Below are 13751 nucleotides of genomic sequence, written 5' to 3' on the forward strand. Positions count from 1 at the left end.
GTGGCGGACCGGAGCGGGGATCGATGCGATACGACGCGGTCGTGGTGGGGGCAGGGGCGGCCGGGTTGACCACCGCGCTGACCCTCGCCGAGCAGGGCAAGCGGGTCGCCCTGGTGGAGAAGCACGGCTACCTCGGCGGGCGCTCGATGGAGTACCGCTACCGCGGGCACCAGATCGGGCTCGGGTCGCACCTGATCGTCGACCCCGGGGACAGCCTCACCCGGCTGTGCGAGCTGGTCGGGATCCCGATGACGCACAGCGCGCGCAGCGACTCGATGCCGTTCTGGGACCGGGACCGGTGGAGGCCCATCCAGGAGCTCTATGGCGGCGTGTCCAAGGCCGGGCTGAAGCGCTGCATCCAGGCCCTCACCGACACCGACTACGCCGACCTCGACGAGCTCGACCACCTGCCGCTGCGGGAGTGGATGGCCCAGTACACCTCCGACGAGGGCGTGTACACGGTGTGGGAGGCCATCTCGATCCTCGAGCAGATCACCGACAAGTGGTACGACCACTCCGCCTCGGAGAACCTGTACGTCCGCAAGATGCACTACGAGCGCAAGCGCACCGCGGGCTACTCGTACTGGCCGATGGGCGGCTGGGCGACGTTGTGGGACGAGCTGGGCGCCGCGCTCGTCGCCCGGGGCGTGGAGCTGCGCCGATCGACCACGGTGCAGCGGGTGCTGGTCGGGGACGGTGCGGTCACCGGCGTGCGCCTGCGCGATCCGGAACGTCCGGGATCCGACGACGGCGAGGTGCTCGAGGCGGACGCGGTGGTCGTCAACGCGCCGGTGTGGAACCTCGCGCGGCTCTTCGACGACGGCGTGCTGCCGCACAACCTGCTGCAGCGCGTGCGCATGCTCGCGAACAACCGCAACCGGGGGTGCTGGCTGGGGTACTGGATCGCCGCGAAGGAGCCGGTGATCGCGATGTCTCCGCTGGAGATGGCGAGTTTCCAGGCCACCCCGCGCGCCGGGCTCGGCGGCTTCACCCTCAACTTCACCGGCTACGACCCCGGCGTCTCCCCGCCGGGGGAGTACCTCACGTGCGTCGGTGCCGCGTTCGACGCCACCGAGCACTACGGGGACAAGGCCTGGCTGGACCGCAAGTTCCACGAGTTCTGGCTCGACGTCGAGGAGATGATGCCGGCTGCCAGAGGTGCGCTGTGGACGAAGAAGCACCTCGTCACCACCTACGGGGTGGTCAACAAGCCGGGGCTCGTCGGCGCGGTCCGGCCCGACACGCGGGTCCGCGAGATCGACGGCCTGTTCCTCACCGGCGACACCGTGCGGGCCCGCGGGATCGGCATCGACAAGGCCGTCCGCTCCGGCATCACCACGGCCGAGGCCGTGCTCGGCGCGCGGGTGCCGTTCTTCGCCGACACGGTGCGCTACTGACGGACGCCGATCTCCTCGTACCCCGCTGACGTGCGGTAACGACTCCATGCCCGCGGCGAAGAGCCCGCCGGGTGCCTGCCGAAGCCCCTACCCTCGACGGAGAACGCCGCGCAGGGTCGCCGGCGCCGGAGGGACGGGGAGTGGTCGGCATGTCGCATCGCTCGCGAGAAGCTCCCACACCCGCGACGACGGTCCTCGAGGCGTCGGGGATGCTGCGGGCCAGCTCGAAGGCCGTGGTCGAGGCCGCGCTGACGCGGCGCCCCGGGGTGCGGGGGGTCGAGATGAACCCGGTCGCCCAGACCGCCACCGTGACCTACGACCCCACGCAGACCTCGGTGTCCGAGCTCGCGGCGTGGGTCCGGGACTGCGGCTACCACTGCGAGGGGCTCTCGGTGCCGGAGCACGTGTGCGATCCGATGATGGAGCCGCACCCCGGCGGCCACGCCGCTGACCACCCGTCTCACGAGGGAACGGGCCACGGCGGCCACGCCGGGATGTCGATGGACGCGATGGCCCGGGACATGCGCAACCGGTTCCTGGTGGCCGCGGTGCTGTCGGTGCCGATCCTGTTGTGGTCCCCGATCGGCCGCGAGGTGCTGGGGTTCACCGTCCCGGCGCCGTTCGGGTTGCGAGACGACGTGTTCTCGCTGCTGCTGAGCCTGCCGGTGATCGGCTACTCGTCGTGGATCTTCTTCGACGGCGCGTACCGGGCGTTGCGGGCGCGGACGCTGGACATGATGGTGCTGGTCGCGGTGGCGATCGGCGCCGGATGGCTCTACAGCGTCGGGGTGACCCTCGCCGGGGGCGGCGAGGTGTTCTACGAGGCCGCCGCGGTGCTGGCGGCGTTCGTGCTGCTCGGGCACTGGTTCGAGATGCGCGCCCGGGGCGGGGCCAACGACGCCATCCGCACCCTCCTGGAGCTGGCGCCGCCGGTGGCGGTGGTGCTGCGCGACGGCCACGAGGTGGAGGTCCCCACCGCCGACGTGGTGGTCGGGGACCTGTTGCTGATCCGGCCGGGGGCGAAGATCCCGGTGGACGGGGTGGTGGCCGAGGGCGTCTCCGAGGTCGACGAGTCGATGGTGACGGGGGAGAGCCTCCCGGTGTCCAAGGCCCCGGGCGCGGAGGTCATCGGGGCCTCGATCAACACCACCGGCACGCTGCGGGTGCGCGCCACCAAGGTCGGCGCGGACACCGCGCTGGCGCAGATCGTGGCGCTGGTGCAGGAGGCGCAGAACTCGAAGGCGCCCGGGCAGCGGCTGGCCGACCGGGCCGCGTTCTGGCTGGTGCTCGTCGCGCTGCTCGGCGGTGGCGCCACGTTCGCCGCGTGGGCCCTGTTCTCCGGGGAGCCGCTCACGGTGGCGTTGCTGTTCGCCATCACCGTCGTGGTGATCACGTGCCCGGATGCGCTCGGTCTCGCCACCCCGACCGCGATCATGGTGGGCACCGGGTTGGGCGCCAAACGGGGCGTGTTGTTCAAGAACGCCACCGCGCTGGAGACCGCGGCGCGGATCGACACCGTGGTGATGGACAAGACCGGGACCCTCACCAAGGGCACCCCCGAGGTCACCGACGTCGTCGTCGACGGGATGCCCGAGAACGAGCTGCTGGCTCTCGTCGCGGCGGTGGAGCGGGAGTCCGAACACCCGCTGGCCGCCGCGATCGTCCGGTACGCCGCCGAACGCGACGTCGACGCCGTGGCCCCGACCGGGTTCCGCAATGTCCCGGGGCACGGCGCCTCCGCCGACGTGGACGGGCGGCGCGTCGTCGTCGGCAACCGCAAGCTGATGGCCGTGGAGCAGGTCTCGTTCGGCCCGCTCGTGCAGCGGCGCGACGAGCTCGCCGCCACCGGCCGGACCGCCGTCCTGGTCGCCGTCGACGGGCGCGGGGCCGGGGTGATCGCGCTGGCCGACGCGCCGCGGGAGACCGCCGCGGCGGCGGTGGCGTCCCTGCACGAGTCCGGCGTCGAGGTGGTGATGTTGAGCGGCGACAACGAGGCCACCGCGCGGCGCATCGCCGGGCAGCTCGGCATCGACACCGTGATCGCCGACGTGCTCCCCGGCGACAAGGCCGCGAAGATCGCCGAGCTGCAGCGGGCCGGGAAGCGCGTGGCGATGGTCGGGGACGGGGTGAACGACGCACCCGCGCTGGCCCAGGCCGACCTCGGGATGGCCATCGGCGCCGGCACCGACGTCGCGATCGAGACCGCGGACGTCGTGCTCATGCGCTCCGACCCGCTGGACGTCCCCGTGGCGCTGCGGATCGGCCGCGGGACCCTGCGCAAGATGCGGCAGAACCTCGGATGGGCGATCGGCTACAACGCGGTGGCGCTCCCCATCGCCGCCGGTGTCTTCGAGCCGGCGTTCGGGCTGATGCTGCGCCCCGAGATCGCCGCGCTGTCGATGTCGGGATCGAGCCTGCTCGTCGCGGTCAACGCCCTGCTGCTCAAACGCCTGCCCCTGCCCGAGCCGGCAGAGCCCACCCCGACACCCGCCACCCCCGTCCTCCAGCCGGTCGGCCCGCGGTGACCACGCCCGACCGCCGCGGGGCCCCGACCTCCAGCTGACGTACGAATGGCACTCTCGTCCGATAGAGCGGTACGAAGGTGCCGTTCGTCCGATGGGTTCACCCTTCCGCCCCCAATGTGCCCTCGGTGGCGCCAGCGGGACCTCGCAACGATCATGCTCCGCCGCGGCCGCGATCAGGCGGTCCCAGCCGGGCTTCGCCCGTCCGGGGAGCCCTGGCCGAGTGCCGGCATCCCACCCAGCGCGGCGAGGGTGTGGCCGTTGACGTAGCCGGCCGCCTCCGAACAGAGGAAGACGACGGCGGCGGCGATCTCGTCGGCGCTCGCCAGGCGCTGCAGCGCGACGGACTTGCCTGCAGCCTCGAAGGCATCGCCGTAGGCCGCGGTGCCTTCGGTGCGGGTGGGTCCGGCGGCCACGGCGTTCACGCGGACGCCTGCGGGGCCGAACTCGGCGGCCCACACGCGGGTGAGCGACTCCAGCGCCGCCTTGGTGGCGCCGTAGATGCCGGTGCCCGTGCCGGGTGTGGTGGCCGCGCCGCTGCTGATGCTGACGATTGCGCCTCGGCCCCGCTGCGCCATGCCGGGAGTCAGGGCCTGCACCAGCAGGTAGGGCGCACGCAGGTTGACGTCGACGTGCGCGTCGAACGTGGCCTGGTCGGTGTCGGCGGTGCGGGCGAAGCGGAAGATCCCGGCGTTGTTGACGAGGATGTCGACGTCTCCTGCCCGCTCGGCCAGGCGGGTCACGTCGGCGGGGTCGCTCAGGTCGGCGGGCTCGAAGCGGGCGGTGCCGCCGAGGGCGGTGATGCGGGCGACGGTGCCGGCGGCCCGCTCGGCGTCGCGGCCGTGGACGATGACGTCGGCGCCGCGTTCGGCGAGAGCCAGGGCGGTGGCGCGGCCGATGCCGGCGGTGGCGCCGGTGACCAGGGCGGTGCGGTGGGCGAGGTCCGAGTTCATGGGTGTGTTCTCCGGGTCGGCGGCGCGTCTGCCGCCACGGTCCGGGAGCTCTCGCCTCGTCGCAAAGATCCTTGCCGCGGTGGCAAAGTGGACGCGTGGACGACGACACCGCGGCGACGATGGCTGCCGTGGGTCCCCGGCTCCGGGGTCTGCGGACCCACCGCGGCATCACGCTGACCGACCTCGCCGCGGCGACGGGCATCTCCATCAGCACGCTCTCGCGCCTGGAGTCCGGTCAGCGGCGCCCGACCCTGGAGCTGCTGCTGCCCCTGGCGCGTGAGCTGCGCGTCGCCGTCGACGAGCTGATCGGAGCGCCCCAGACCGGCGACCCGCGGCTGCACCTGAAGCCCGTCACCCGCAACGGCATGACCCTGCTGCCGCTGACCCGCCGTGCCGGGAGCATCCAGGCGTACAAATTGATCATCTCGCCGCGGCAGCGCCCCCGGGAGCCCGAACCGTCCAGCCACGAGGGCTACGAATGGCTGTACGTCCTCGACGGGCGCCTGCGCCTCGTGCTGGGCGACAACGACCTGACCATGGGGCCGGGCGAGGCGGCCGAGTTCGACACCCGCACCCCGCACTGGTTCGGCAACGCCGACGAGCACCCCGTGGAGGTGCTCACGCTCTTCGGCCGCCAGGGCGAGCGTGCCCATCTCCGCGCCGTCCCGGCTGCGCGCACGAGTTGAGCATTGCCACACGGCCGTCTGTTGTGTTTACGATGTGTGTAATCGTTTACATCTGACGGGGGCGCCATGGGAACGCGGAGGCGAGCGGCGAAGGTCGGAGTGGTCGAACTGGCCCAGGAACTGGGCGTGTCCACGGCCACCGTGTCCCGGGCGCTGAACGGCAGCCCGTCGGTGCGTCCGGAGCTCGCGCAGCGGATCCGTGATCACGCCGAGGCGCGGGGCTACGTGGCGAACCGGCTGGCCCGCGCGCTCTCGGCGAACGTGAGCCGCGCCTTCGTCGGATGCGTCATCCCGTACGTCGACACCCCGGCGTACTCCGCCGTCGTCGCCGAGTGCGCGCGCCTGCTCTCGGCCGATGGCACGCAGATGATCCTGACCATCACCGAGAACGACCCGGAGCGAGAGCTTCAGCAGCTCAAGGAGCTGGTGGCGAGCCGGGTGGCAGGCATGATCATCGCTCCGAGCACCCACATCCTCGACGCGAGCAAGCAGCTCCTGTCCGCGCTGCCGGTGGTCGAGTTCCACCGCGCGTGCGGGATCGACGCGCCGGGCGTCTTCAGCGCCGACGAGCACGCGATGGCCGAGGCCGTGCTGCACCTCGCCGCGCTCGGGCACACGAGGATCGGCTACCTCGGCACCACGGAGAAGCTGTCGAACGGGCCGGTGCGGCTGCGTGGGCTCCGCCGCGGCGTGGAGCTGGCCGGGCTCGACCTGGACGGGTTGCCGATGCGGCTGCTCGAGCCCACGAAGAGCAACGGTCAGCGCGGCGCGGCGGAGCTGCTCGACCTCGACCGGCCTCCCACCGCCCTGATCGTCGGGGGCGGGGCGTTGTCGATCGGCGCTGCGCAGGAGGTGCGCGAGCGCCGGATCCAGGTGCCCTCCGAGCTGTCGCTGGTGGTCTACGGCGACCCGAGCTGGTTCGCGCTGAGCGACCCACCCCTGAGCCGGATCACCGTCTCCTACGAGGACCTCGCCCGCCGGGCGGCGCGGCTGCTGATCAGCCGGCTGGAGGGTCGGCAGTCGACGCGGGCCGGGGACGGGGCCGGCGCCGATGACGTGCAGCTCGTGCCCGCCGAGCTCCACATCGGTGGGTCGACCGCGCCCCTGGCGGCGCGGCAGGGCTGACCGTTCAGGGCCGGTCCGACGAGGTGAGGGTGTGGAAGCGGCGGCGGAAGTAGACCGCCGGCTCGGCGTCTCCCAGACGGGTGTGCTCCACCCGCCCGAGCAGGATCGTGTGATCACCGCCGTCGAGCCGCTGGTGCGCGGTGCAGTCGAGCGTCACGCAGGCATTGCCGAGCACCGGAAGGCCGTGCTCGTCGGCGCGGAAACCCGCCGCGGCGAACTTGTCGGCACCACGGGTGGCGAACCGGAGTGCGAGGTCGGCGTGCTCGGGCCGGATCACGTGCACGACCCAGCGAGGTGCGCGGGTGAACACGGGGTGGCACTCGGCCGTGCGGGCGAGGCAGACGAGCACCAGGGGCGGGTCCATCGAGACCGAGCAGAACGACGTCGCGGTGAACCCCCACCACCGGCCTTCGTCGTCCACCGTGGTCACGATCGTGATCCCGCTCGGGAACGCGGCCATCGCGTCCTTGAACAGCGCTGCGGTCATGACGAGCTCGCGCTCACGGGGGCCGTCCCGAGGGCGTGGCCCAGGCGGCGGCTCTTGGTGGCGAGGTAGGCGACGTTGTCCGGGTTCGGGGCCGTGACCAGCGGAATCCGGGCGGAGATCCGCACGCCGTGGCCGGCGAGGCCCCGGTACTTGGCCGGGTTGTTGGTCAGGAGCGCGATGTCGCGGACGCCGAGGTCGCGCAGGATCTGCGCCCCGATGCCGTACTCGCGGCTGTCGACGGGGAGGCCCTGGGCGAGGTTGGCATCGACGGTGTCGAGTCCGTCGTCCTGGAGCGTGTACGCGTGCAGCTTGTGGGACAGGCCGATCCCACGGCCCTCGTGGCCACGCAGGTAGACGATCACGCCGCGCCCGGCCTCGCCGATCTGGCGCACGGCCAGCTCGAGCTGGTCGCCGCAGTCACAGCGCCGGGACCCGAAGACGTCACCCGTGAGGCACTCGGAGTGCACCCGCACGAGCACCGGCGACCTTTCGCTTCCTGGCCTCCGCTCCTGGTCGACGTCGCCGAGGACGAGCGCGACGTGCTCCTGCCCGTCGATGGTGGTGCGGTAGGTGATCGCGGTGAACTCGCCGTGCGCGCTGGGGACGCGGCCGGACGCCTCGCGGCGCACGAGGGTCTCGGTGAGGCGCCGGTAGCGGACGAGTTCGGCGACCGTGACCGAGACGAGCCGGTGTTCGGCGGCGAACGCGGCCAGGTCGGCCCGACGGGCCATGCTCCCGTCGTCCTTCGTGACCTCGGCGAGGACACCGACCGGTTCGAGCCCGGCCAGCCGGCAGAGGTCCACGGCGCTCTCGGTGTGGCCCGCGCGGCGCAGCACCCCGCCGTCGCGTGCGACGAGCGGGAACACGTGTCCGGGGCGGGACAGCTGGTCGGGCCGGGTGCGCGGATCGGCCAGAGCGTTGATCGTCGATGCGCGATCGCTCGCGGACACGCCGGTGCTCGTCGCGCCCTTGAGGTCGACCGACACCGTGAAGGCGGTGCCGTGCGGGTCGTCGGCCTCGTGGACCATGGGTGGGAGACGGAGCTCGCCGGCCCGGCGCGCCTCCATGGCCACGCAGATCAGCCCGCTCGTGTGGCGGATCATGAACGCCAGCGCCGCCTCGTCCGCGTGCTGTGCCGCGACGACGAGATCACCTTCGTTCTCCCGGTCCTCGTCGTCGATCACGAGGACCATGCGCCCCCGGCGCAGCTCCTCGAGGGCTGTCTCGACCGGAACCCGCGCGGGGTCGGCCGGCTCGTGTCGGTTCGTCAACGGATCGCCCTCCTGCGCGCCGGCCGGGCCGGGCACGGGGAATGAAAAGAATTGCACATGGTCTTGTAAACGTTTGCACGTGCAGTTCTCAATGGAACAAGACCTGCGCGGATCCGTCAAGTCACGGGCGGGATTCAGGTCATCTCTTGACGGGTCGGCGGGTCGTGGTGTTGCATGGAGTGACGTCCATGTAAGCCTTTACATCCGCACGGGGAAAATGTTTCCGTGCGGCGCTGCGAGGCGGGAAGGACATTCATGCCGGAACAGGCTCTCACCGGGATCAGGGTGCTGGACGCCGCGACGCTCGCGGCAGGCCCGCTGGTCGCCACCTGGCTCGGTGAGTTCGGAGCCGAGGTGATCAAGGTCGAGCAACCCGACGGCGGGGATCCGCTGCGGCAGTGGGGCGCCCAGAAGGACGGCGTCGGATTGATGTGGAAAAGCCTCGGCCGCAACAAGAAGTCGGTCACGTTGAACCTGCGTACCGAGACCGGTCGGGAAATGCTGCGGGAGCTGGCGGCACGCGCAGATGTGCTGGTCATGAATCTGCGGCCGTCCACCATGGAGCGTTGGGGGCTGGACTATCCGAGTCTTTCCGCGGACAACCCCGGGCTCGTGATGGTGCACGTCACCGGATTCGGGGCGGGTGGCCCGAAGAGCGACCGGCCGGGCTTCGGCACGCTGGGCGAGGCGATGAGCGGGTTCGCGCACATCACCGGCCATCCGGACGGGCCGCCGACGCTGCCGTCGTTCATGCTCGCGGACGGCGTGGCGGCGCTGAACGCGACGTACGCGGTGATGATGGCGCTGTACCACCGGGACGTGCGTTCCGGCGCCGGCCAGCTGATCGACATCAACCTGATCGAGCCGCTGGCGCGGCTCATCGAGCAACCGGTCCTCACCTACGACCAGCTGGGCACCGTCACCGGGCGCACGGGGAACCGGTGGGACATCAGCGCGCCGCGCAACACGTACCGCACCAAGGACGGGCACTGGCTGGCGATGTCCGGCAGCGCCCCGACCGTCGCGATGCGCGCGCTGCGCGCCGTCGGCCGGCCGGAACTCACCGAGGACCCGCGGTTCGCCGAGGCCCAGCAGCGGCTGCGCAACGCCGCGGAGATCGACGCGATCATGGCCGCGTGGATCGGGGAGCGCACGCTCGCCGACGCGATGGCGGTGTTCGAGCAGGCCGAGGTGGCCGCGGCCCCGGTCTACGACGCGGAGCAACTGCTGGCCGATCCCCAGCTGCAGGCCCGCGGTGTCCACCCCAGCGTCGCCGACTCCGAGCTCGGCGCGATGCGGGTGCAGGCACCGGTGCCCCGGCTCTCGGCCACACCGGGCCGCGTGGAGCACCTCGGGCCCGCCCTCGGGGAGCACAACGACGAGATCTACGGCGGCCTGCTGGGGCTCGACGACGGCCGGCGCAGGCAACTGCACGAGGACGGGGTGATCTGATGGCGCTGCGAGCGCGCCGATCCGAGCTCGCGACGCCCGCGAGCAACGAGTGGATGTTCGCCAAGGCCGCGGCCTCGGGGGCCGACCTGGTCTTCCTCGACCTCGAGGACGCCTGCGCCCCCGCCGAACGCGAGTCCGCGCGCGGCAAGGCGGCCGCCGCACTGCGTGATCTGGACTGGGGCCGCACCACGCGGGCGATCCGGATGAACGGCGTGGACACCCGCTGGGCGCACGGCGACGTCATCGAGGTCGTCACCGGCGCCCGCGAGGCCCTCGACGTGATCATCGTGCCGAAGGTGCGCCGGGCCAGGGACGTGTGGTGGGTGGACGTGCTGCTCACCCAGCTCGAGGACACCCTCGGCCTGACGAAGCGGATCGGCCTGGAAGTACTCATCGAGGAGGTCGAAGGCCTGCAGAACGTCGACGAGATCGCGCGGGCCAGCGACCGCCTCGAAGCGGTCATCTTCGGGGTCGGGGACTTCTCCGCGTCACAGGGTGCCCGCGTCGACACCAACTTCGACCCGGTCGTCGCCTACCCGGGCGACATGTGGCACTACGCGCGAGCCCGCGTGGTCGTGGCGGCCCGCGCCGCCGGGATCGACGCCGTCGACGCCCCCTTCCCCAACTTCCGGGACCCCGACGCCTATCGCACGGCCTGCGACCGCGCCGGCGCCATGGGCTACACCGGCAAGTGGGCCATCCACCCCAGCCAGGTCGACATCGCGAACACCGCCTTCGCCCCCACGCCCGAGGAGATCGCCCACGCCGAGGACGTCGTCGCCGCCTACCGCGCCGCCGAGGCCGGTGGACGCGGCGCCACCAGCGTGAACGGGATGCTCGTCGACGCCGCTCACCTGCGTCACGCCGACACCGTCACGCGCATCGCAGCGCTCATCGGCGCGTCGGGCGAGACCGCGGAGAGGACCGAACGATGACCACCGTGCAGCAGCGTCAGATGACGCTCGTCGGCTTCATGCAGGCCGGGAACGTCACCGTCTACTCCGGCTCGTGGCGCTATCCGTCGGCCGACCTGTCGTTCCTGTCCATGGACTACTACCAGCACATCGCGCGCACCCTGGAGCAGGGCAGGTTCGACTGCGTCTTCTTCGACGACCGGCTCGCGATGCCCGGTGTGTACCGCAACTCGGTCGCCGACGCGGTGCGCTACGGCGCGCGGCCGGTCAAGCTCGACCTCACCGCGGTGCTCGGCGGGATCATCGGCGCCACCAGCCGGATCGGGGTCGGCGCCACCTACTCCACCACCTACTACGAGCCCTTCCACGTGGCCCGCACCTTCGCCACCCTCGACCACCTCTCCGGCGGGCGCGCTGCATGGAACGTCGTCACCTCGGTGAACGACTCGGAGGCTCAGAACTTCGGGGTCGAGAACCACCTCGGCCACGACGAGCGCTACGACCGCGCCCACGAGTTCCTCGAGGCCGTCACGGCCCTGTGGGACTCCTGGGGCGACGACGCTCTGATCATGGACCGCGAGAGCGGGGAGTTCGCCGACCCGAGCCAGGTCCGCGAGATCGGCCACGCGGGCAAGTGGTTCCGCGTGCGGGGCCCGCTCACCGTCCCGCGGTCGCCCCAGGGCAGGCCGGCCATCCTGCAGGCAGGTTCGTCGGGGCGCGGACGCGAGTTCGCCTCCGAGTGGGCGGACATGATCTTCACGGCGGATCCGGGGCTCGCGGTGGCCCAGCAGCACTACCGCGACCAGAAGGACCGCATCGCCGCGGCGGGCCGCAACCCCGACGAGGTCAAGATCCTCCCGATGGCCTACGCCGTGGTCGGTGAGACCCAGGCGATCGCCGAGGAGAAGGAACGCCTGTTCCTCGAGGCCTACGTCCACCCCCTCGCCTCGCTGGCGCTGCTGTCCGAGGTGCTCAACTACGACTTCTCCCGCCACGACCTCGACGACCCGGTCACCGAGGAGATGATGGGCGCCAGCTCCGGCATCCGCGGTCTGGCCGAGGGGGTGCGCCGGCACCTCGACCGCGAGGTCACCGTGCGCGATCTCGCGGCGCACCGCGCCACGCTGCTGCAAGGCCCCCGGTTCATCGGCACCCCGGAGCGGGTGGCCGACCAGATGCAGGAGTGGTTCGAGGCCCGCGGGTGCGACGGCTTCGTCCTCGCCGCCACCCACCTGCCCGGTGCGTTCGAGGAGTTCGTCCGCATGGTCGTGCCGGTCCTGCAGGAGCGCGGCCTGTTCCGGCGCGACTACACGGGCCGGACCCTGCGCGACCACCTCGGCATCCCCCGACCCGGGCGGTCGTGACACACGCCGCTTCCGCCTGCTGATCCGGCCGGCTGGACACCGTCGTTCAGAACCAACCGTGAGGTGCAGCTCCCGATGACCCTGCAGATCGTCGCGCTCGTCGTCCTCGCCGGGGCCTTCGTCCTCGGCACCGCCCGTCCCATCAACCTCGGTGCGATCGCCCTCGCCGCGACGTTCGTCATCGGCATCCTCGTGGCAGGCCTGTCCTCCGACGACGCCGTCAGCGGCTTCCCCGTGGACCTGATGCTGATCCTGGTCGGCGTCACGTACCTGTTCAACGTCGCCCGCGCCAACGGCACGATCGACTGGTTGATCGCGAGCGCGATCCAGATGATCGGTGGGCGCACCGTGCTCATCCCCTGGATCATGTTCGCGCTCACGGCGCTCCTGTCCGCGATCGGAGCCGTCTTCTCCCCGCCGATCGTCGCTCCGATCGCGCTCGCGTTCGCGGCCAGGCACCGGATCCCGCAACCGATGATGGGGATCCTGGTCGTGCACGGCGCGGCGGCCGGGTCGCTGTCGCCGATCAGCGTCTACGGGGTCACCGTCGCCGGGGTCCTGAACAAGAGCGGCCTGCCCAGCGATCCGTGGGGCCTGTTCGCCCTCGCGTTCACGGCGAGCCTGCTCCCCGCGATCGCGGTCTTCGTCGTCTACGGCGGCCTGCGCCTGCGCAGGGTGGAGCAGGGGAGCGGGGAGGACGGCGGCGAGCTCCCGCCGCCGTCGGGTGGCACGGCGACCGCGACGGCCACGGCGATCGTCGCCAAGCCGGCCCTGAACGTCGACATCGTCCTGACCTCGCTCGCCATCGCGGGCATGTTCGTCGGCGCGATCATGGACCTCGACGTCGGCCTGCTCGCCATCACCCTCGCCACCCTGCTCGCGCTGCACCGGCACGAGCCGCACGCCGCCGCCCTCCGCAACGTCCCCTGGACCCTGGTTCTCCTGGTCGGCGGAACGATCACGTATGTGGGCGTGCTCGAGCAGATCGGCGCGATCGAGCTGCTCGGCAACAGCGCGCTCGCCATCGGTGCCCCGGTGGCCACGGTCCTGCTCCTCGCGTACGTGGCCGGGATCGTGTCGGCGTTCGCCAGCTCCGCGGGCACGATCGCCGCGCTCACCCCGCTGGCGGTGCCACTGCTGGAGAACTCGACCCTGTCGGTGCTCCCCGTCGTCGCCGTGATCGCCATCGCGGCGTCGATCGTCGACGTCAGCCCGTTCTCCGGCAACGGCGCCGCCGTGATCGCGAACGCTACGGAGGACGCGCGCGAACGCGTCTACCGCACACAGCTGGTGTACGGCGGTGGGGTGGTGCTGCTCGCGCCCGTGCTGCTCTGGCTCGCGGTGGTGCTTCCCAGTACGGGGTGAGCCGGGGCGGTCATCGTCGTCGAGCGCGGGGCCCACCTGTGACGATCAGCCGTCGTGTCCAGAGCCACCGATGTTGTCGTCCTGTCGCACCGAGACCGGCCGATTCCGCCGCAGCCCGTCACAACCGGACAGGTCGTGCTGCATCGTGGAGGCTACGGCCTGCGTCCCGGAGTGCGGGCATGATCACGGGTTTGGCGCATTCTCGGGCGAAATCG

11 protein-coding genes are annotated in these 13751 nt (G+C 71.7%); 8 read left to right on the forward strand and 3 right to left on the reverse strand.

What is annotated here, in order from left to right:
* Positions 1-23: 23 nt before the first annotated feature.
* Both ACFPL3_RS15300 and ACFPL3_RS15305 read left to right on the forward strand, forming a co-directional pair.
* Positions 24-1397 carry a phytoene desaturase family protein gene (locus tag ACFPL3_RS15300; RefSeq protein ID WP_343941688.1) on the forward strand — a complete coding sequence of 458 codons (1374 nt, stop codon included), beginning with the start codon at positions 24-26 and terminating at the stop codon, positions 1395-1397.
* Positions 1398-1606: 209 nt separating this feature from the next.
* Positions 1607-3922: a heavy metal translocating P-type ATPase gene (locus ACFPL3_RS15305; protein ID WP_343941687.1), complete on the forward strand. Its 2316-nt coding sequence runs from the start codon at positions 1607-1609 to the stop codon at positions 3920-3922.
* Between the two features lie 173 nt (positions 3923-4095).
* On the opposite strand, the gene ACFPL3_RS15310 is transcribed toward ACFPL3_RS15305, so the two are convergent.
* Positions 4096-4872: an SDR family NAD(P)-dependent oxidoreductase gene (locus tag ACFPL3_RS15310; RefSeq protein ID WP_343941686.1), complete on the reverse strand. Its 777-nt coding sequence runs from the start codon at positions 4870-4872 to the stop codon at positions 4096-4098.
* A 119-nt stretch (positions 4873-4991) separates the two neighbouring features.
* Here ACFPL3_RS15310 and ACFPL3_RS15315 point away from each other — a divergent pair, with 119 nt between their 5' ends.
* On the forward strand, positions 4992-5558 hold the full coding sequence (locus ACFPL3_RS15315; protein ID WP_343941870.1) for a helix-turn-helix domain-containing protein: 567 nt from the start codon (positions 4992-4994) through the stop codon (positions 5556-5558).
* Between the two features lie 66 nt (positions 5559-5624).
* Positions 5625-6683, forward strand: a complete 1059-nt coding sequence (locus ACFPL3_RS15320) for a LacI family DNA-binding transcriptional regulator (protein WP_379589154.1) — start codon at positions 5625-5627, stop codon at positions 6681-6683.
* Between the two features lie 4 nt (positions 6684-6687).
* Here ACFPL3_RS15320 and ACFPL3_RS15325 read toward each other — a convergent pair whose 3' ends face one another.
* On the reverse strand, positions 6688-7170 hold the full coding sequence (locus ACFPL3_RS15325; protein ID WP_343941684.1) for a flavin reductase family protein: 483 nt from the start codon (positions 7168-7170) through the stop codon (positions 6688-6690).
* Complete coding sequence (locus ACFPL3_RS15330; protein WP_343941683.1) at positions 7167-8441, reverse strand: bifunctional 3,4-dihydroxy-2-butanone-4-phosphate synthase/GTP cyclohydrolase II; 1275 nt, start codon at positions 8439-8441, stop codon at positions 7167-7169. Before ACFPL3_RS15330 ends, ACFPL3_RS15325 begins: the two co-directional genes overlap by 4 nt.
* 255 nt (positions 8442-8696) lie before the next feature.
* On the opposite strand from ACFPL3_RS15330, the gene ACFPL3_RS15335 reads away from it, so the two are divergent.
* The 4 genes from ACFPL3_RS15335 to ACFPL3_RS15350 all read left to right on the forward strand — a co-directional run bounded on the left by ACFPL3_RS15335 (position 8697) and on the right by ACFPL3_RS15350 (position 13536).
* Positions 8697-9893, forward strand: a complete 1197-nt coding sequence (locus ACFPL3_RS15335; RefSeq protein ID WP_343941682.1) for a CaiB/BaiF CoA transferase family protein — start codon at positions 8697-8699, stop codon at positions 9891-9893.
* The gene (locus ACFPL3_RS15340; protein WP_343941681.1) at positions 9893-10828 is read left to right on the forward strand and encodes an HpcH/HpaI aldolase/citrate lyase family protein; all 936 of its coding nucleotides are present in this window, start codon (positions 9893-9895) and stop codon (positions 10826-10828) included. The genes ACFPL3_RS15335 and ACFPL3_RS15340 overlap by 1 nt, the downstream gene beginning before the upstream one ends.
* Positions 10825-12171, forward strand: coding sequence for an LLM class flavin-dependent oxidoreductase (locus ACFPL3_RS15345; RefSeq protein WP_343941680.1), 1347 nt, complete (start codon positions 10825-10827; stop codon positions 12169-12171). The genes ACFPL3_RS15340 and ACFPL3_RS15345 overlap by 4 nt, the downstream gene beginning before the upstream one ends.
* Positions 12172-12246: 75 nt before the next feature.
* Positions 12247-13536: an SLC13 family permease gene (locus ACFPL3_RS15350; protein WP_343941679.1), complete on the forward strand. Its 1290-nt coding sequence runs from the start codon at positions 12247-12249 to the stop codon at positions 13534-13536.
* Positions 13537-13751 lie beyond the last annotated feature (215 nt).

The sequence above is a fragment of the Pseudonocardia zijingensis genome (genome assembly GCF_042657305.1).
Classification (GTDB): domain Bacteria; phylum Actinomycetota; class Actinomycetes; order Mycobacteriales; family Pseudonocardiaceae; genus Pseudonocardia; species Pseudonocardia zijingensis.